Annotated in this window: 17 protein-coding genes; 7 read left to right on the forward strand and 10 right to left on the reverse strand. The window is 54.8% G+C overall.

The features are described 5' to 3' along the window. Positions 1 to 101 precede the first annotated feature (101 nt). Positions 102 to 548 (forward strand): YccF domain-containing protein, encoded by a 447-nt coding sequence (locus BFG58_RS06730; RefSeq protein ID WP_023343701.1) that lies wholly within the window; start codon positions 102 to 104, stop codon positions 546 to 548. A 19-nt stretch (positions 549 to 567) separates the two neighbouring features. Then, positions 568 to 2,730 carry a YccS family putative transporter gene (yccS, locus tag BFG58_RS06735; protein ID WP_069719497.1) on the forward strand — a complete coding sequence of 721 codons (2,163 nt, stop codon included), beginning with the start codon at positions 568 to 570 and terminating at the stop codon, positions 2,728 to 2,730. Here yccS and BFG58_RS06740 read toward each other — a convergent pair. After that, entirely contained in the window at positions 2,687 to 3,313 is a 627-nt protein-coding gene (locus BFG58_RS06740) for a TfoX/Sxy family DNA transformation protein (RefSeq protein ID WP_023618860.1), read from the reverse strand. The two genes, yccS and BFG58_RS06740, sit on opposite strands and share 44 nt — an antisense overlap. Positions 3,314 to 3,530: 217 nt before the next feature. On the opposite strand from BFG58_RS06740, the gene sulA reads away from it, so the two are divergent. Continuing rightward, complete coding sequence (gene sulA / locus BFG58_RS06745; RefSeq protein ID WP_032637628.1) at positions 3,531 to 4,040, forward strand: SOS-induced cell division inhibitor SulA; 510 nt, start codon at positions 3,531 to 3,533, stop codon at positions 4,038 to 4,040. Positions 4,041 to 4,394: 354 nt separating this feature from the next. After that, positions 4,395 to 5,450, forward strand: a complete 1,056-nt coding sequence (gene ompA, locus BFG58_RS06750) for a porin OmpA (RefSeq protein WP_008499928.1) — start codon at positions 4,395 to 4,397, stop codon at positions 5,448 to 5,450. Positions 5,451 to 5,518: 68 nt separating this feature from the next. Here ompA and matP read toward each other — a convergent pair whose 3' ends face one another. Then, positions 5,519 to 5,971, reverse strand: a complete 453-nt coding sequence (gene matP / locus BFG58_RS06755) for a macrodomain Ter protein MatP (RefSeq protein ID WP_008499929.1) — start codon at positions 5,969 to 5,971, stop codon at positions 5,519 to 5,521. A 186-nt stretch (positions 5,972 to 6,157) separates the two neighbouring features. Here matP and BFG58_RS06760 point away from each other — a divergent pair, with 186 nt between their 5' ends. Further along, entirely contained in the window at positions 6,158 to 7,918 is a 1,761-nt protein-coding gene (locus BFG58_RS06760; protein ID WP_069719498.1) for a Lon protease family protein, read from the forward strand. A gap of 68 nt (positions 7,919 to 7,986) precedes the next feature. Next, complete coding sequence (gene fabA / locus BFG58_RS06765) at positions 7,987 to 8,505, forward strand: 3-hydroxyacyl-[acyl-carrier-protein] dehydratase FabA (protein ID WP_008499931.1); 519 nt, start codon at positions 7,987 to 7,989, stop codon at positions 8,503 to 8,505. Between the two features lie 71 nt (positions 8,506 to 8,576). Here the strand turns inward: fabA and rmf are convergent, their stop codons facing one another. The 6 genes from rmf to rlmKL all read right to left on the reverse strand — a co-directional run bounded on the left by rmf (position 8,577) and on the right by rlmKL (position 16,503). Beyond that, positions 8,577 to 8,744 carry a ribosome modulation factor gene (rmf, locus tag BFG58_RS06770; RefSeq protein WP_013097261.1) on the reverse strand — a complete coding sequence of 56 codons (168 nt, stop codon included), beginning with the start codon at positions 8,742 to 8,744 and terminating at the stop codon, positions 8,577 to 8,579. 255 nt (positions 8,745 to 8,999) lie between these two features. Further along, on the reverse strand, positions 9,000 to 9,566 hold the full coding sequence (gene pqiC / locus BFG58_RS06775) for a membrane integrity-associated transporter subunit PqiC (protein WP_045908366.1): 567 nt from the start codon (positions 9,564 to 9,566) through the stop codon (positions 9,000 to 9,002). Then, positions 9,563 to 11,203, reverse strand: coding sequence for an intermembrane transport protein PqiB (gene pqiB / locus BFG58_RS06780; protein ID WP_024907768.1), 1,641 nt, complete (start codon positions 11,201 to 11,203; stop codon positions 9,563 to 9,565). The genes pqiC and pqiB overlap by 4 nt, the downstream gene beginning before the upstream one ends. Before the next feature lie 4 nt (positions 11,204 to 11,207). Further along, positions 11,208 to 12,461, reverse strand: coding sequence for a membrane integrity-associated transporter subunit PqiA (pqiA, locus tag BFG58_RS06785; protein WP_008499934.1), 1,254 nt, complete (start codon positions 12,459 to 12,461; stop codon positions 11,208 to 11,210). 13 nt (positions 12,462 to 12,474) lie between these two features. Then, positions 12,475 to 14,382, reverse strand: a complete 1,908-nt coding sequence (locus BFG58_RS06790) for an ABC transporter ATP-binding protein (RefSeq protein ID WP_032639317.1) — start codon at positions 14,380 to 14,382, stop codon at positions 12,475 to 12,477. Positions 14,383 to 14,394: 12 nt separating this feature from the next. Then, positions 14,395 to 16,503 (reverse strand): bifunctional 23S rRNA (guanine(2069)-N(7))-methyltransferase RlmK/23S rRNA (guanine(2445)-N(2))-methyltransferase RlmL, encoded by a 2,109-nt coding sequence (rlmKL, locus tag BFG58_RS06795; RefSeq protein WP_069719499.1) that lies wholly within the window; start codon positions 16,501 to 16,503, stop codon positions 14,395 to 14,397. Between the two features lie 98 nt (positions 16,504 to 16,601). Here rlmKL and BFG58_RS06800 point away from each other — a divergent pair, with 98 nt between their 5' ends. Continuing rightward, positions 16,602 to 17,711 carry a YcbX family protein gene (locus tag BFG58_RS06800; RefSeq protein ID WP_045908369.1) on the forward strand — a complete coding sequence of 370 codons (1,110 nt, stop codon included), beginning with the start codon at positions 16,602 to 16,604 and terminating at the stop codon, positions 17,709 to 17,711. Here BFG58_RS06800 and zapC read toward each other — a convergent pair. After that, a complete protein-coding gene (gene zapC / locus BFG58_RS06805; protein ID WP_032651189.1) occupies positions 17,708 to 18,250 on the reverse strand; it encodes a cell division protein ZapC in 543 nt (180 codons plus the stop codon). The two genes, BFG58_RS06800 and zapC, sit on opposite strands and share 4 nt — an antisense overlap. Positions 18,251 to 18,416: 166 nt before the next feature. Beyond that, the gene (gene pyrD / locus BFG58_RS06810; RefSeq protein WP_045908370.1) at positions 18,417 to 19,427 is read right to left on the reverse strand and encodes a quinone-dependent dihydroorotate dehydrogenase; all 1,011 of its coding nucleotides are present in this window, start codon (positions 19,425 to 19,427) and stop codon (positions 18,417 to 18,419) included. Positions 19,428 to 19,563: the final 136 nt, after the last annotated feature.

Below are 19,563 nucleotides of genomic sequence, written 5' to 3' on the forward strand. Positions count from 1 at the left end.
ATAATTTACCTGACAGTGTAACTGCCAGTTTTAAGGTGCTCCAGCCTAAAAAAACGTTACAATCATTGGGCGTTAATTTTATCGAAAGGAAGTGAGGGTTTATGCGTACCGTTCTGAATGTGTTGAATTTTGTGCTGGGCGGTTTTGCCACCACCCTTTCCTGGCTTTTTGCCACGCTGGTGAGCATCGTCCTGATTTTTACGCTCCCCCTGACCCGCTCCTGCTGGGAAATCACAAAACTCTCCTTCGTCCCCTACGGGAATGAAGCCATCCACGTTGACGAGCTGAATCCGGAGAACAAAAACGCCCTGATGAATACGGGCGGAACCCTGCTGAACATTCTGTGGCTGATTTTCTTCGGCTGGTGGCTCTGCATCATGCATATTTTTGCCGGTATTGCGCAGTGCATCACGATTATTGGTATTCCGGTGGGGATCGCGAACTTTAAGATCGCCGCGATCGCTCTTTGGCCCGTCGGGCGCAGGGTTGTTCCGGTCGAAGTGGCCCAGGCGGCGCGTGAAGCCAATGCGCGTCGTCGTTTTCAGTAACTAAGGACTGGCCGCGTTTATGCTAAGCCCACTGCTTCGCCGTTATACCTGGAACAGCACCTGGCTTTATAACGTCAGGATATTTATCGCGCTTTGCGGCACGGTTGCCCTGCCCTGGTGGCTGAATGATGTCAAGCTCACCATCCCACTCACGCTGGGCGTCGTGGCCGGGGCGCTGGCGGACCTGGACGATCGTCTGGCCGGGCGTTTACGTAACCTTGTCATCACGCTCATCTGCTTTTTTATTGCATCAGCATCCGTTGAGTTACTTTTCCCCTGGCCCTGGCTGTTTGCCCTGGGTCTGACGCTCTCAACCAGCGGGTTTATTTTGCTGGGCGGCCTTGGGCAGCGCTATGCCACTATCGCGTTTGGCGCCCTGCTGATCGCCATCTACACCATGCTGGGCGCATCCCTCTACGACCAGTGGTACCAGCAGCCGGTTCTGCTGTTGCTCGGTGCCATCTGGTATAACCTGCTGACCTTAACCGGTCATCTGCTCTTCCCGGTCCGCCCTCTGCAGGACAACCTTGCCCGCAGCTTTGAGCAGCTAGCCCACTATCTGGAACTGAAATCCCGGCTGTTCGACCCGGATATCGAGGAAGAAAGCCAGGCGCCGCTCTACGATCTGGCGCTGGCAAATGGCCAACTGGTCGCCACCCTTAACCAGACAAAAGCCTCTCTGCTGACCCGTCTGCGCGGCGATCGCGGTCAGCGCGGAACGCGAAGAACCTTACACTACTATTTTGCCGCTCAGGACATTCATGAACGTGCCAGCTCCTCGCACGTTCAATATGCCGCCCTGCGCGAGAAGTTCCGCTATAGCGACGTGATGTTCCGCTTCCAGCGCCTGCTGTCCATGCAGTCCCAGGCGTGCCAGCAGCTCTCGCGCTCCATTCTGCTGCGCACGCCCTATCAGCATGACCCACGTTTTGAACGCGTCTTCAGCCATCTTGACGCCGCGCTCGACCGCGTTCAGGCCAGCGGAACGTCACCGGAACATATCAAAGCGCTGGGCTTTCTGCTGAACAACCTGCGGGCGATTGACGCACAGCTGGCGACCATTGAGTCCGAGCAGGCGATGGCGCTTCCGGGCAGTGAAGTGGACAATCAGCTTGCTGATGACAGCGTGCACAGTTTTAGCGATATGTGGCTTCGCCTGAGCCGCAACTTTACCCCGGAGTCGGCTCTCTTCCGCCACGCGGTGAGAATGTCGCTGGTGCTCTGCGTGGGGTATGCCTTTATCCAGATAACCGGGCTGCATCATGGCTACTGGATCCTGCTGACCAGCCTGTTCGTCTGTCAGCCGAACTATAACGCCACCCGGCACCGTCTTGCGCTGCGCATTATCGGCACGCTGGTCGGCGTCGCAATCGGCCTACCAGTGCTCTATTTCGTGCCTTCCGTCGAAGGGCAGCTGATTCTGATCGTGATCACCGGCGTGCTGTTTTTCGCGTTTCGCAACGTGCAGTACGCCCATGCCACCATGTTCATCACTCTGCTGGTGCTGCTCTGCTTTAATCTGTTGGGTGAAGGGTTTGAAGTCGCCCTGCCCCGCGTGATTGATACGCTGATTGGCTGCGCGATCGCCTGGGCCGCGGTCAGCTTTATCTGGCCGGACTGGCGTTTTCGCAATTTGCCGCGCGTGGTAGACAGGGCGATGAATGCCAACTGTCGTTACCTTGACGCTATTCTGGAGCAGTATCACCAGGGCCGTGATAACCGTCTGGCTTACCGGATAGCACGTCGCGACGCGCATAACAGTGATGCTGAACTGGCCTCCGTTGTGTCTAACATGTCAACGGAGCCGCGCGCCACGGCTGAGATTCGTGAGACCGCGTTTCGCCTGCTTTGCCTTAACCATACGTTCACCAGCTATATTTCGACGCTGGGGGCCCACCGTGAGAAGCTCACCAACCCGGGAATTCTCAACCTTCTTGATGACGCCGTCTGCTATGTCGATGATGCACTGCATCACCGCCCAGCCGATGAACCGCGTGTGCAACAGGCTCTGGATGAACTGGCTCAACGCATTGCGCATCTTGATCCGGGAAACGACAGCAAAGCGCCGCTGGTTCTTCAGCAGATAGGCCTGCTTATCGCTCTGCTGCCTGAAATTTGCCGGCTGCAACAGCACATCGCTACCTGGAGGAACGACTCTCCTGTGGCTCAGGCAGCGCATTAAACCACTCCGTCAGCTCCCGGCGGATGCCTGCCGGGAGTGCCGCCTCATGCAGCCCTTCGATAGCCCCTTCCAGCGCAAAGAGAACTTTAATACTGAGCGCTTTATTCTTTGCCCGCATCTTCAGCCAGCTCGCTCTGGCGCCCAGCGCCCGCAGCGTTTCTTCATTGGTGATACCGGCTTCAAAGAGCAAGACTTCAAGCTGAAAGGTCAGGTTCGGCAGATCCTTAAGACGGTTTCGTTGATGACGCTGGTAGCGCTCTTTCCTTGCTGCACTGAGCGCAAACGAGGAGAGCTGAAGCAACCGCTCCCTGTCCTGCCATAATCCGTCATCCACACGATAATAGTTGAGCAGCACCGGTCTGCCTCGCTTCATCAACGTCAAAAAGGAGGAGGCGTTTTTTACACAGTATTTTGCACTCTCCTCACACGCACGAAGATAAAGTTCGCCATCGGACACCATGGCAAAGACCGCATCATCCACCGCCAGGGTGTAGCCGCCAAACAGCGCGCGATGATGAATCTCGCCCAACGGGGACAGGTATTCCTGGGATTTATAAATCCGTTCATAAGATATCTTTTTCATGATATTTCCCTTCAGAATCATAGACTAACAACAAAATTTCTTACTAGCGGATCCGTTAGCAGGAAAATAGGCAACTTATTGTCGTTGAGCAAGATGATTTTTCGAGGGGCATCAAGATTGAATGAATTTTGCGAGTCGCTTTCCGAAAATGAGGTTGATCTTTGGGCATACAGGGGTTACTGTATATCCATACAGTAACTACAGGGCTGGAATGAATATGCACACTTCAGGCTATGCAAATCGCGCAATCTCTCTCTCTTCTGCCGCAGGCAATGTCGCGCAGAATTCCGTCGAGCGTGTTTCCACAGGGCTTATCAGTGAAGTGGTTTATCGTGAAGACCAGCCCTTGTTAACGCAACTTCTGTTACTGCCGTTATTACAACAGCTTGGTCAGCAATCGCGCTGGCAGCTTTGGCTCACGCCACAGCAAAAGCTGAGCCGCGAGTGGGTTCAGTCCGCTGGCCTTCCGCTGACCAAGGTCATGCAGATTAATCAGCTCTCGCCTTGCGATACCGTTGAGTCGATGATCCGCGCGTTACGCACAGGGAATTACAGCGTGGTGATTGGCTGGTTACCGGAAGAGTTGACGGAAGAGGAACATTTCCGCCTGACTGAAGCTGCTGAAGAAGGGAATGCGATCGGGTTCATTATGCGTCCGGTTCGATCGGATTCTTACCGCAGAGGACAACTTTCTGGGCTAAAAATTCACTCAAATTTGTATCATTGAGTGAAATTAAGATTTTTCCTGGAATTTTTTTTGACCGCAAGATGAGGTTTTAGTTCCCGACCTCAAAATTGCGGCAAGGCTTGTCTGGTGCGGTTCTCCTTAATTTTATTGCACAAAATTCGTTCGAAAAATGTTAAATAATCGGTATACGGAACTTTTTTTTTCATATGCCTGACGGACTTCACACTTGTAAGTTTTCAGCTACGTTGTAGACTTTACATCGCCAGGGGTGCTCGGCCTAAGCCGAAGATATCGGTAGATTTATATTTGACCACGCCCCCCGGTGAAGGATTTAACCGTGATTCTCTCTTGAGACTTTCATGGCGAATTTTGGATGATAACGAGGCGCAAAAAATGAAAAAGACAGCTATCGCGATTGCAGTGGCACTGGCTGGCTTCGCTACCGTAGCGCAGGCCGCTCCGAAAGATAATACCTGGTATGCAGGTGGTAAACTGGGCTGGTCTCAGTTCCACGACACTGGCTGGTACAACAGCAGCCTGAACAATGATGGCCCAACTCACGAGAGCCAGCTTGGTGCAGGTGCGTTCGGTGGCTATCAGGTTAACCCGTATGTTGGTTTTGAAATGGGTTACGACTGGTTAGGTCGTATGCCATACAAAGGCGACACCGTAAACGGCGCTTTCAAAGCACAGGGCGTTCAGCTGACCGCTAAACTGGGTTACCCAGTAACTGACGATCTGGACGTGTACACCCGTCTGGGCGGCATGGTATGGCGCGCTGACTCCAGCAACAGCATCGCTGGCGACGACCATGACACCGGTGTTTCCCCAGTATTCGCTGGTGGCGTTGAGTGGGCTATGACCCGTGACATCGCTACCCGTCTGGAATACCAGTGGGTTAACAACATCGGCGACGGCAACACCGTTGGTGTTCGTCCAGACAACGGCATGCTGAGCGTAGGTGTTTCCTACCGTTTCGGCCAGCAGGAAGAAGCAGCACCAGTTGTTGCTCCAGCGCCGGCTCCAGCTCCAGAAGTACAGACCAAGCACTTCACTCTGAAGTCTGACGTTCTGTTCAACTTCAACAAAGCGACTCTGAAACCAGAAGGCCAGCAGGCACTGGATCAGCTGTACACCCAGCTGAGCAACCTGGATCCTAAAGACGGTTCTGTAGTGGTTCTGGGCTTCACCGACCGTATCGGTTCTGACGCTTACAACCAGAAACTGTCTGAGAAACGTGCTCAGTCTGTTGTTGATTACCTGATCTCTAAAGGTATCCCAGCTAACAAGATCTCCCCACGTGGTATGGGCGAATCTAACCCAGTTACTGGCAACACCTGTGACAACGTGAAAGCTCGCGCTGCACTGATCGACTGCCTGGCTCCAGATCGTCGCGTAGAGATCGAAGTTAAAGGCATCAAAGACGTTGTAACTCAGCCAGCGGCATAAGYTATCGTCTTATAAAAAAAACCCCGCAATGCGGGGTTTTTTTATTGTCTGAAGAAAAGTAAAAAAATCTACTTTTTACCCAACAGCGCCTGAAGGTCGTTCTTCAGTGTCGACATCTGGTTGGCGTATTTCTCTTTATGTTCTGCATCCTCAATCAGCTGCACGATGGTTTCCGACAGCGTTTTGCCCCGTCGTTGTGCCAGCCCGGCCAGGCGCTGCCAGACAACAAATTCCAGGTCGATTGATTTTTTGCGCGTGTGCTGATGCTCAGCATTAAAATGCCGTTTGCGTCGCGCACGGATAGTTTGCTTCATCCGGTTTAACAAGGCAGGATTGATGTGTTTCTCAATCCAGCCGTTAACCTGTACCGGTTCATTTTCGAGGGTCAGCAAAATATCCACGGCTTCTTGTGCAGCGCTGGCTTCGATGTAGCAGGTGATCAGCTCCCCTTCACGGTGCTTTTTGACCAGGTACTTCCATTTCCAGCCGCTTTCGAGATTTTCCAGTTGTTGATATTTCATTGCGATCTCAGTGTTACCACGTAACTCTGTTCAGAATATCAGTTTTTTAGCAATCTGCTGAAAAGAAATCATATCCTGTGAGTGAATGCAGCCAATCACCCTGTCGAAATCCCCAATCCTGCTTGGGTACAGCCCCCCGCTTACGGTATACTCCACGCTTTTACATCTGACTAAAAAACATCAACTTTGACCATTACGAAACTTGCATGGCGTGACCTTGTTCCGGATACCGAAAGTTATCAGGAACTGTTTGCACAGCCAGATCTCGCAAAAGAACACGAATTCATCCTTAGCGATACGCAGCCCCGTTTGCATTACGCGCTGGAGCAGGCATTAAGCCCATGGGCAACTGCGCCTTTTATGCTGCTCAAAGCCCCGGAAGAAGCGGAATACCTGACGTTGTTCGGGGATGCCGTGCGTCAGTTAAAGCCGGAAGCGAATGCCGTTTTTGGCGGCCAGTATCGTATTACGGGACATGATGTCACTTTCGAACCGGCGGCACAGGCCGACGGTCGTTTTGCCGCCAAGGGCGAGGTGATTACCGCGAACTGGGTCGAGGCAGAACAACTCTTTGGTTGTCTGCGCCAGTTTAACGGCGAGCTTTCGCTGCAGCCGGGGCTGGTACATCGCGCAAATGGCGGTGTTCTGATTATCTCACTGCGTACCCTGCTCTCGCAGCCGCTGCTGTGGATGCGTCTGAAAACCATCGTGCACCAGCAGCGTTTCGACTGGGTCGGCTACGATGAGTCCCGTCCTCTGCCCGTCTCTGTTCCGTCTATGCCGCTGTCGTTAACCGTCGTGCTGACGGGCGATCGTGAATCGCTGGCGGACTTCCAGGAAATGGAGCCGGAACTGGCTGAGCAGGCGGTATATAGCGAATACGAAGACAATATCCAGATTGCCGATGCCGACGATATGGCGCAGTGGTGTCAGTGGGTGATGGCCGTTGCCGAACGTTTTGCGCTGCCAACGCCTGCGGCTGACGCGTGGCCAGGCCTGATCCGCGAAGCGGTGCGCTATACCGGTGACCAGGAAACGCTGCCACTCTGCCCGCTCTGGATCGGCAAGCAGCTGCGTGAAGTAGGTGTGATTAGCGGTAACGGTGCGTTCACCGGAGAACAACTCACCCAGATGCTGGCTCAGCGAGAGTGGCGAGAAGGCTATCTTGCTGACCGTATGCAGGATGAAATTCTGCTGGAACAAATTCTGGTGGAAACCGAAGGCGAACGCGTCGGGCAGATTAACGCCCTGTCGGTGATTGAATTTCCTGGCCATCCGCGCGCGTTTGGGGAGCCGTCTCGTATCAGCTGCGTTGTGCATATTGGCGATGGCGAGTTTACCGATATCGAACGCAAAGCCGAGCTGGGCGGAAACATTCACGCCAAAGGCATGATGATCATGCAGGCGTTTTTGATGTCTGAACTGCAGCTTGAGCAACAGATCCCCTTCTCCGCCTCGCTGACCTTTGAGCAGTCCTACAGCGAAGTGGATGGCGATAGCGCCTCTATGGCTGAACTGTGCGCCTTAATTAGCGCCCTGGCGGAAGTGCCCATCAATCAGAACATTGCGATCACCGGTTCGGTGGATCAATTTGGTCGTGCGCAGCCTGTGGGTGGTCTCAACGAGAAAATTGAAGGCTTCTTCTCAATCTGTCAGCAGCGCGGTTTAAACGGCAAGCAGGGTGTGATTATTCCGGCTCCCAACGCACGCCATTTAAGCCTCAGTCAGGAGATCCTGGATGCGGTTGAACAAGAGCAGTTCGCTATCTGGGCCATCGAAGGGATTGAGGATGCACTACCCTTACTGACAAACCTGGTATGGGATGGCGAAGGGCAAACCACCCTGATGCAGACTATCCAGGAGCGTATTGCTCAGGCGACACAGCAGGATGCTCGTCATCGTTATCCATGGCCGTTACGCTGGCTGGGCTGGTTTAGTTCGAACTGATCGGACTTGTTCAGCGTACACGTGTTAGCTATCCTGCGTCCTTCACTAAAATAAGGCTTACTGAGAACATGGTAGATAAACGCGAATCCTATACAAAAGAAGATCTTCTTGCCTCTGGTCGCGGTGAACTGTTTGGCGCGAAAGGCCCACAGTTACCGGCCCCGAACATGCTGATGATGGACCGTGTCGTGAAAATGACCGAAACCGGCGGCAACTTCGATAAGGGTTACGTAGAAGCAGAACTCGATATCAACCCGGACCTGTGGTTCTTCGGTTGCCACTTTATCGGCGATCCGGTAATGCCTGGCTGTCTGGGTCTGGATGCGATGTGGCAGCTGGTTGGCTTCTATCTGGGCTGGCTGGGTGGTGAAGGTAAAGGCCGCGCGCTGGGCGTAGGCGAAGTAAAATTCACCGGCCAGGTTCTGCCTACAGCGAAGAAAGTGACCTATCGTATTCACTTCAAGCGCATCGTTAACCGCCGCCTGATTATGGGCCTGGCAGATGGCGAAGTGCTGGTCGACGGTCGTCTGATCTATAGCGCAAGCGACCTCAAGGTTGGCCTGTTCCAGGACACGTCCGCGTTCTGATCGTGCTTTTTGCACCCCCGGAAAGGCGAAACCTCCGCATTGCGGAGGTTTCTTTTTTAAAAGAGACGTTATCAGGCTATGAGTGCCCTGTCGCCGATGGCTTCTCGCCAGCCTCCAAGCCATTGTGACCTTTGATTTATCGTCTGATAAGGACACATTTCTTTAGAACGTCCAGCGATGCCGGCCTGATAACCACGTTGATGAGCCCGTTCCAGGCGATCTCGTTTCTGTCTCTTCATGCCTCGTTTCCCTCATTCTTTTGTCTGGTGGAAAGAAAACAGTGTCTGCACTATCTGCACAGGCACAGATAACGAATACCCCGAATTAGTCGCATCGTCAATGTTCAAAATTCATACGGGTGTCATATTTGTGAGCTACCTGGAAGATCATTTGTACAAAAATTGTGACGTGGCACAAGTAACAACCTGAAGTGAAAACGAAAAAAAACCGCAATCAGCAACAGACCGATTGCGGTTTTTGATGATGAATTTTACTTATGGCAGCCGGGAAATCTCTCTCGCGATACTGGCCGACTCCTGCGCCCAACCCTGAGCCAGGACTTTCACCATTTCGTCATAGCCATCCTTCTGCTGCTTCAGCTCCAGATGGAAAGGACGCTTAATCAGCTGCCCCTGATGATTCAGCAACCACTCCCCGCTGATCACCACTGCACCGTCATAGCGGCCGTGGAAGCCCGTTACGGTGACGTTCAGCGTATCCTGATCGTTACCCAGCGGCTGCGACGCGACAACCCAGCCCGGAAGCTGGCTACCCAGATTGGCCACCAGCGTGTTGCGCAGCTGCTGATCCAGCGGGCTGGCCCACAGGTTGTTGGTCGCAATCACATATTTAACGTCGCTGGTCTGATAGACCACGCCGTTTCCTGCCAGATAATCCGGCACGGCAACCTGTTCAACCCACAGCTGACGGTTTCCCTGACTCGCCGTGCTTTGCCCGCCGCTGTGGGTCGCCACAGGCAGCTGATAGTAGCTTTTATTCTCTACCCCTGAACTGCACGCCGTTAACAGCAGAGCGCCAACCATCAATAGCCACTTTTTCATTCTTTTGCCCTCTTCGGCTCAGGATCCTTTTTATCTTTCGCTTCGAACACCAGCGCGTTGCTCTTCTCGTTGAGCGTTTTCAGAACAGGCTGCAGTTCACGCAGGACCTGATCAAGACGCTGCATATCTGCCACCATCTTGTTATAGGCTGCTGAACCCGGCTGGAAGCCCTGCATACTGCGGTTCAGCTCACGCAGCGTTTTCTGCATGTCCTGCGGCAGCTGCTGCATGCTCTGGCTCGCCGTGATCTTGTTGATGTTATCCAGCGTGGTTTGCAGGCGCTGCATTGTCTCCTGACTCTGATGTAACGACCCGGTCGCCGCTTCAATCATCGGATTCAGTGGCAGATTGTTGATCTTATCCAGCGTCTCCATCAGACGCTGCTGGATCTGCGCCAGGCCGCTGCTCACCGTTGGGATGATCTTATAGCCACCGAATTCACGGATACCGGTAATCGGCGGTGCTTTCGGGTAGAAGTCCATATCCACATACAGCGCACCGGTGACCAGGTTGCCGGTTTTCAGCGACCCGCGCAAACCGCGTTCCATCAGCTGAGAGATATGGGCTGCAATATCCTGATTTTCGCCAATCTGGTTTAGCAGACGCTCCGGCTCAATGCGGATCAGCACCGGAATGCGATAGTCATCATCCAGCATCTGGCTCAGACCCGGGACGAAGAACGGCACTTGCCCAACCGTACCGAGGCGAATACCGCGGAACTCAACGGGCGCCCCCGGCTGCAGGCCGCGAACGGAGTCTTTAAAGAACATCAGGAAGTCAACGTGATCGGTATAGAGCGCATCCTGAATGCTTTTTTGATCGTCAAAGAGACGGAAAGCGGTGTTCTCTGCAACCGGCTGGCCCAAATCCAGGCCTTCTGGCACATCAAAACTCACGCCGCCGCCAAACAGCGTGGTCAGCGAACCCATTTCAACGCGCATACCTGCCGAAGTCAGATCCACCGCGATCCCGCTGTCTTTCCAGAAACGGACGTTGCTGGTGACCAGGCGATCGTTTGGCGCATTGATGAAGAGCTGATAGCTGATCGCGCGTTTCTGCGGATCAAACGTGCTTTTCTCAACCGACCCGACCCGGTAGCCGCGGAACAGAACCGGGTCGCCCGCCGTGAGCTGACCTGCTTTTTTACTGTCGAGGATCACGCGGATACCCTTGGCATCAGGCGGCGCAAGCGGCGGTGAGTCCAGGAGCTGGTATTTGGCTGGCTGGTTACCCTTAGCGCCGGGCTGCAGCTCAATGTAGGCGCCCGAAAGCAGCGTCCCTAAGCCGCTGATCCCTTCGCGCCCCACCTGCGGCTTGACGACCCAGAAAACGGAATCGCCGTGCAGTAGTTTTTCCATGCCGGCATTAAGGCGCGCCTTAATCTCCACATGGGTTAAATCGTCCGTCAGGGTTGCGCTTTCGACCACGCCCACATCCACGCTACGGCTTTTGATGGTCGTTTTACCGCCCTCAATCCCCTCGGCATTGGTGGTTATCAGCGTCACTTCCGGTCCCTGATGACTGTAATGATAAAACAGGATCCAGGCACCGATCAGCGCAGTCACGATGGGAAAAATCCACACCGGAGACCAGTTTTTGACCTTCTGCACTTTCGCCTCTCCACTCTTATTTTCCATGCTCTTACTCTTCCTCATGGCTTGATTCAGGCTCACGATCCCACGATAAACGAGGGTCGAAGGTCATGGCCGCAAACATGGTCATGATCACGACCAGTGCAAACATTAAAGCCCCCATCGCAGGATAAATACTCATCAAACCGCCCATCCGCACCAGCGCAGAGAGAACGGCGATGACAAACACGTCAATCATTGACCAGCGTCCGACAAACTCGACCACTTCATAAATCAGGTGCATGCGTTCGCTATCGCGTTTCCCATGCCCTTTCGCATCCCAACAGAGCCAGGCGATGGCGATCATTTTTAAGGTGGGCACCATAATACTGGCGATAAAGATGACGCCAGCGACCGGATAGGAACCTTCGCCCCAGAGCAGTATCACCCCGGCGAGGATCGTCGAGGGCATTTTGTCGCCGAGCAAATCGGTGATCATGATTGGCAAAATATTGGCTGGCAGATACAGCATGACGGACGTGACCAGCAGCGCCATCGTCCACTGCAGGCTATTTTTACGGCGTACGTGCCCCTTTGTTTCGCAGCGCGGACAGACGTCGAGATCGGCGGGCAGCACGGCGGTACAGCACGGGCACGAGCGAAGCCCCTGGCGAATGCCGGGCACCCCGACCTTCACCGTCTGTGCAAGCGTCGGCGCTGGCGCGATATCGTCCCACGCCCAGCGCCTGTCCACACACTGGAAGGCGCGCAGCTGCAGAACGCAGTACAGACACCAGGGAATAAAGCTGCTGCCAATCCCCACGTCCCCGTACGCCATCAGCTTCACGAAGCTGACCAGAATCCCCGCCAGAAAGATCTCGGCCATCCCCCAGCTTTTGAGCTGAAAAAGAATACGCGCCAGTCGGATTTTCAGCGGTGCCGGCATCCTGACGCGGTTCACCAGCAAAAGGATGACGACCAGGCAAAAAGCCGGGACTATCTGGACAAACAGGAGAAAAAAGGTCCCCAGGCTGGCGTAATCTTCCGAGAACATCACGCCCGGGATTTCAAGCAAATCCACCTGGCTGGTGATCCCCCCCACCTTCATATAGATGAAGGGGAAGAGATTGGAGAGCAGCAGCATAAACAAGGCTGCCAGAGCGTAAGCAGTGGGACGCTGCCGCGGCGCGTCCCACTCGGTTGTCAACGTCGCACCGCAACGTGGACACAGGGCTTTATGTCCGTGACCAAGCTCTGGCAACGCCACGAGCATATCGCATTGCGAGCATAAAATATGCCTGTCGGCATGGTGCTGGTCACACATATGTTATCCCTGTTTATGCGCCGTTTTTCAGAGACTCAAGGTACTCCCAGCGCTCAAATGCTTCTTCCAGGGCTTTTTCAGCCGCGGACAGTTCTGACAGTACTTTCTGAGTATAGTCATGCGATTGAGTAAAGAATGACGCATCAGCAACCTGTGTTTGCAGATCCTCAAGCGCGGCCTCCAGCTCTTCAAGACGCTGCGGTAGCCCCTCCAGTTCGCGCTGCAGGTTATAGCTTAGTTTAGCCGAGGTTTTCTTGACAGTTTCTGCTTTTGTTACAGCAGGTTCAGAACTTATTTTGGACTTTGACTGCTTCGTCGCCAGCGACTGTGCCTGCTGCCCTTTTGCATCGTGATAACCGCCGACATATTGACCAATTCGCCCTTCACCTTCGAAGATCCAGCACTCGGTCACGGTGTTATCAACGAACTGACGATCGTGGCTGACCAGCATCACGGTGCCCTGATAGCCGTCAATCAGCTCTTCGAGTAATTCCAGCGTTTCGACATCCAGGTCGTTCGTCGGTTCATCGAGGATCAGCAGGTTGCTTGGCTTCAGGAACAGGCGCGCCAGCAGAAGACGGTTTCGCTCACCGCCGGACAGCGCACGCACCGGCGTCATGGCGCGTTTCGGATGGAACAGGAAGTCCTGCAGGTAGCCCAGCACGTGGCGCGGCTTGCCGTTCACCATCACTTCCTGCTTACCTTCGGCGAGGTTGTCCATCACCGTACGGTCCGGATCCAGCTCCGCGCGGTGCTGGTCGAAGTAGGCGACCTCCAGCTTGGTTCCGCAGTGAATACGTCCGCTGTCGGCCTGCAGCTGGCCCAACATCAGCTTCAGCAGCGTGGTTTTACCGCAGCCGTTCGGGCCAATCAGGGCGATTTTGTCGCCGCGCTGGACCTGCGCGGAGAAATCGTTGACCAGCACTTTACCGTCAACCTGATAGTTGACGTTTTCCATTTCAAAGACAATCTTGCCGGAACGGGACGCCTCTTCCACCTGCATTTTGGCGCTGCCCATCACTTCACGGCGTTCGCTGCGCTCGCGACGCATCGCCTTCAGGGCACGCACGCGGCCTTCGTTACGGGTACGGCGGGCTTTGATGCCCTGGCGGATCCAGACCTCTTCCTGCGCCAGCTTGCGGTCGAACTCGGCATTCTGCAGCTCTTCCACGCGCAGGTTTTCTTCTTTCTCCAGCAGATACGTATCGTAATCGCCGGGATAGGTCACCAGCTTGCCGCGGTCGAGGTCGACAATGCGCGTCGCCATATTGCGAATAAACGAACGGTCATGCGAGATAAAGATGATGGTGCCGCTGAAGGTTTTCAGGAAACCTTCCAGCCAGTCGATCGCTTCGATATCCAGGTGGTTGGTCGGTTCGTCCAGCAGCAGCACCTTCGGCCCGCTGACCAGCGCACGGCCCAGGGCCGCTTTACGCAGCCAGCCGCCGGAGAGCGCCGACAGCTCCATATCGGGTTCCAGGCCGAGCTGCGCCAGTACTTCATTAATGCGGTTTTCAAGCTGCCACAGACCGTGGTGATCGAGCATCTCCTGCACTTTCGCCAGTTCGTTGAGGTTTTTGTCGCTCGGATCGGTCATCACCAGATGCGATATCTCGTGATAGCGCTTCAGGTATTCAGCCTGCTCGGAGATCCCTTCCGCCACGAAATCGTAAACGCTGCCGGTCACGTGACGCGGTGGATCCTGCTGCAGGCGGGAGACAATCAGATCCTGCTCGTAAACAATACGCCCGTCATCCAGCCCCTGTTCGCGGTTAAGGATTTTCATCAGCGTGGATTTACCCGCGCCGTTACGGCCCACCAGACAGACGCGCTCGTTATCTTCGATGTGCAGTTCTGCATTGTCGAGAAGCGGTGAGTCGCTGAAAGAGAGCCACGCGCCGTGCATACTAATTAAAGACATTTATTTTTCCTTTCAGACCGCGGTAATCAACCAGCAGTTATGGATTTGACGGTTACGGGCAAAGTCCTGAGACAGCGTTTTTTGGCTGATTTCTTGTGCTTTCAGTCCCAGGGCTGCTAAGCCGTCATGATCCATACGGAAGCCGCGTTTGTTGTTCGAGAACATAATGGTGCCGCCTTTGCGCAGCAGGCGCTTCAGGTCGGTCATCAGGCGCAGGTGATCGCGTTGTACATCAAAGCTATCTTCCATACGCTTGGAGTTGGAGAAGGTCGGCGGATCGATAAAGATCAGATCAAACTGCTCGTCGGTATCGCGCAGCCAGCCCAGCACGTCAGCCTGCATCAGGCGATGCTGACGTCCGGTTAAGCCGTTAAGACGCAGGTTGCGCTCCGCCCACTCCAGATAGGTACGGGACATATCCACCGTGGTGGTGCTGCGCGCGCCGCCCAGACCGGCATGCACGCTGGCGCTGCCGGTATAGGAGAAGAGATTCAGGAAGTCCTTGCCTTTACTCATCTGGCCCAGCATGCGTCGAGCGATACGGTGGTCGAGGAACAGACCGGTATCCAGATAGTCGGTCAGGTTGACCCACAGGCGCGCGTTGTATTCGCCCACTTCGATAAAGTCGCCCTTCTCGCCCATCTTCTGGTACTGGTTTTTGCCTTTCTGACGTTCACGCGTTTTCAGCACCAGCTTGTTTGGCGCAATACCCAGCACGGCGATGGTGGCGGCAATGACGTCCAGCATGCGCTGACGCGCTTTTTGCGCATCAATGGTTTTTGGCGGCGCATATTCCTGAATCACCACCCAGTCCGCGTAGCGGTCAACCGCCACGTTGTATTCCGGCAGGTCGGCATCGTACAGGCGATAGCATTCAATGCCCTCCTGCTTCGCCCACTTCTCAAATTTCTTCAGGTTCTTGCGCAGGCGGTTGGCGTAATCTTCCGCCACGCCGGACGGCTTGCTGTCGGCCGCCTTCTCCGCCAGATGGTAGTTTTTCTGCACGCAGTCCAGCGGGCCGTTTTTCGCTTTAAACTGGCGATCGACACGCAGCTGCAGGCAGCTCAGCAGTTCCGGCGAGGCGCTGAACAGAGACAGGTTCCAGCCGCCGAAGTGGTCCTTCATATTGCGGCCCAGCAGGCTGTGCAGGGCAATCAGCGCCGGTTCGCTATCGAGACGTTCGCCGTATGGCGGGTTGCTGATGACGGTACCGTACGGGCCTTTTGGCAGCGGGTTGGTCAGGTTCGCCACGTCTTTCACTTCAAAGGTGACCAGCTCGCCGATACCGGCACGGCGGGCGTTGCTGCGCGCACGCTCAATGACGCGAGGGTCGCTATCGGAGCCGTAGAAATGAGAGGTATATTCCGCCAGCCCCTTCCGCGCGCGGGTCTGCGCGTCGTCTTTGACCTCTTTCCAGAGCGCTTCATCGTGCTGCGCCCAGCCCTTGAAGCCCCACTGGCCGCGGTGCAGTCCCGGCGCGCGGTCGGTGGCCAGCATGGCCGCTTCAATCAACAGGGTACCGGAACCACACATCGGGTCGAGCAGCGGCGTGCCCGGCTGCCAGCCGGAGCGCATCACAATCGCGGCCGCCAGGGTCTCTTTGATGGGTGCCATGCCGGTACGATCGCGGTAGCCGCGCAGGTGCAGGCCCGCGCCGCTCAGATCGAGGGAGATACTCGCCGTGTCGCCGTTCAGCCAGACGTTAATACGCAGATCGGGGTTTTCACGATCGACGTTGGGACGTTCCTTATTTTTACGCGTGAAGCAGTCCACAATGGCGTCTTTTACGCGCAGGGCACCGTACTGGCTGTTGCGGATCTCGTCGTTCACGCCGTTGAAATGCACCGCAAAGGTGGCATTCGGGGTGAAGATCTCTGTCCAGTCGATCATCTGTACGCCGGTATAGAGATCAAGGTCGCTATAGACCTTGCACTCCTTCATCGGCAGCATGATGCGCGACGCCAGGCGGCTCCACATCAGGCTCTGGTAAATAAGCCGCGTGTCGCCCTCAAAATGGACACCACCCTGAACCACCTGGCACTCTTGCGCGCCCAGGCTTTCCAGTTCAGTTTTTAACAGCTCTTCCAGCCCACGGGCCGTACTGGCAAACAGAGAATTCATATCGTCACTTTTACTCTTAGAAAATTGTCGCGCATTATAGCTAATATGGCGTGTATGTCATAAAGTTGAAGGCTTATTTTCATTCGAGGGAGTGTGCAGTGGCGACGTTATCCAGGCTTTTTATTCATCCGGTGAAATCCATGCGCGGCATCGGTGTCTCTCACGCGCTGGCCGACATGAGCGGATTTGCCTTCGATCGTATTTTTATGGTCACCGAGCCTGACGGTACGTTCATTACCGCACGCCAGTTCCCTCAGATGGTTCGCTTTACCCCTTCCCCGCTTCACGACGGTTTGCACCTTACCGCGCCGGACGGTTCCAGCGCGGTGATTCGCTTTGCTGATTTTGCGCCCGTCGATGCGCCTACGGAAGTGTGGGGTAACCATTTTACCGCGCGCATCGCCCCGGATGAGATTAACCGCTGGCTGAGCGGCTTCTTTTCCCGTGACGTGCAGCTGCGCTGGGTTGGGCCTGAACTGACGCGTCGCGTGAAGCGCCACGACGCCGTTCCTCTCTCCTTCGCCGATGGCTTCCCGTTCCTGCTGACCAACGAAGCCTCGCTGCGTGATTTACAAGGCCGCTGCAAAGCCAGCGTTCAGATGGAACAGTTCCGTCCGAATCTGGTGGTGACGGGTGCAGAGGCCTGGGACGAAGATACCTGGAAAGTGATCCGCATTGGCAGCGTCATTTTTGACGTGGTGAAGCCGTGCAGCCGCTGCATTTTCACGACGGTCAGCCCGGAGAAAGGCCAGAAGCACCCTTCCGGCGAACCGTTGAAGACGCTGCAGTCATTCCGCACCGCGCAGGATAACGGTGATGTCGATTTCGGCCAGAACCTGATCCCGCGCTCCAGCGGCGCGATCCGCGTCGGTGATGAGGTAGAAGTGCTCGCCCGTGGGCCAGCAAGGGTTTACGGCTCGGGTCAGGAAGAGGAGTTTGTCGACGTTGAGACAAACGTCGCCGCTGCGGTAGAGATTCACTGGCAGGGCAACGTGATCCGGGGTAATAACCAGCAGGTATTGCTTGAGCAGCTGGAACAAGCAGGGATCCGCATCCCCTACTCCTGTCGCGCGGGAATTTGCGGATGCTGCCGCATCAGGCTGGTGGATGGCGAAGTGAGTGCGTTGAAAAAATCGGCAATTGGAAATGACGGCACAATTCTGTGCTGTAGCTGCGTCCCGAAAACGTCCGTACAGCTGGAAGCTTAAACCGCCTGCTCGAGGCTGAAGGCATCCACGCGAAGCTGGGGCTTCAGCCTGTCGTTCATAACCTTAATGGCATCTCCAAGCTGCATTGTCCGCCCGGCAATCGTCACGCCGGGCTGGGCCAGCAAACAGAGCGCGGCATTTTCGCCGGGCTCCACCACCAGCAGGCTCACCTCTTCTGCGGTATCGCTCAGATTGACGCTGGCCGCATCACCCGTTGCCGGGGTCCAGTTCATGCCGTGCGGCAGGAAATGCCAGCTCTTTGGCATTTGCGGTTTCAGGAAACGGATAGCCACCAGCGCATTTAATACCAGCTCGGCACGCTGCTCTTTCGAGAGCACCAGATCGCGACATTTTTCCTCAAAGGAGAAATACAGCGCAGCGTCATCAACGCAAAAGCCTGACGGGGAAAAGGCGTCCGGGGTTAACATTCGGCGGGCAAAACGAGAGCGAAACAACATGCCATTGGCTAAGTCGAGCATCATTCGGTCATGCTCGTCGCAAAAATACCAGCGCCAGTTATCGTCAGGTTTAATTCGCATGTTTCTCTCCCGTCCCCGAAACGTCCTGTACTAAAAATGTCCTGATCGCCGCTTCGTTTATAACACCATTAATAAAAGACTATAATGTCTAAATAAGCAACAGTGACGGAATATAAAACAACCAGGGCTGGAAATAAAGCCCTGGTTGTCTGATTAGGAGAAAAGATTAGATATGAGTAACGATTTCTTTAATCAGCGACGGCCCTTTAAAAATAAAGCCGGAATAGATTTGCACCAGTGACGCACCCGCTGCCATCTTCTCGCGCGCAGCAATCACCGAGTCAATGCCACCGACGCCAATAATCGGCAGACGGCCATTTAATTCCGCAGACAGAGCACGAATAATTTCGGTGCTTTTTAATTGCACCGGACGGCCGCTTAACCCACCCGCTTCGTCACAGTTTTTCATTCCCTGCACGAGGGAGCGATCGAGGGTGGTATTGGTCGCAATCACACCATCAATATTATGACGAACTAAACTGTCGGCAACCTGGATCAATTCTTCGGAAGAAAGATCCGGCGCGATCTTAACCGCGACCGGAACATATTTATGATGGATCGACTGGAGTTCATTTTGTTTATTTTTAATGGCACTCAGAAGATCGTCCAGCGCCTCACCATATTGTAAGGATCGCAGCCCCGGGGTATTGGGAGACGAAATATTCACCGCAATATAACCGGCATAGGCGTAGACTTTTTCCATACAAATCAGATAGTCATCTTTACCCTGCTCGACCGGCGTGTCTTTATTTTTGCCGATATTGATGCCCAGAATTCCGTCAAAGTGGGCTTTTTTAACGTTCTCGACGAGGTGATCAACACCGTGGTTATTGAAGCCCATGCGGTTGATCAGCCCTTCGGCTTCCACCAGTCGGAACAGGCGCGGCTTGTCATTTCCCGGCTGCGGGCGCGGGGTAACGGTGCCGATTTCAATGGAGCCAAAGCCCATCGCGCCCAGGGCATCAATGCACTCGCCGTTTTTGTCCAGACCGGCCGCCAGACCCAGCGGATTTTTAAAGGTCAGCCCCATGCACTGCACAGGTTTTACCGGCACATGCTGGCGCACCAGCGCGGCCAGAGGCGTTCCGGTAATACGACGTAATTGCTGGAATGTCAATTCATGAGCGCGCTCAGGGTCGAGCTGGAAAAGGGCTTTACGAACGAAGGGGTAGTACATGAACTCTCCTGGATTCCCGGTGTGCAAACCGGGAGGGGATTATGGGCGATCCCGGCGCGAAAGGGAATTGACCTGCGGCAAAAAATCAGCGCAAAACGCAATCGTTTACCTCCCCGCCTATTTCTTATGCACTTTT

This window comes from Enterobacter sp. ku-bf2 (assembly GCF_001742765.1).
GTDB lineage: Bacteria > Pseudomonadota > Gammaproteobacteria > Enterobacterales > Enterobacteriaceae > Enterobacter > Enterobacter quasiroggenkampii.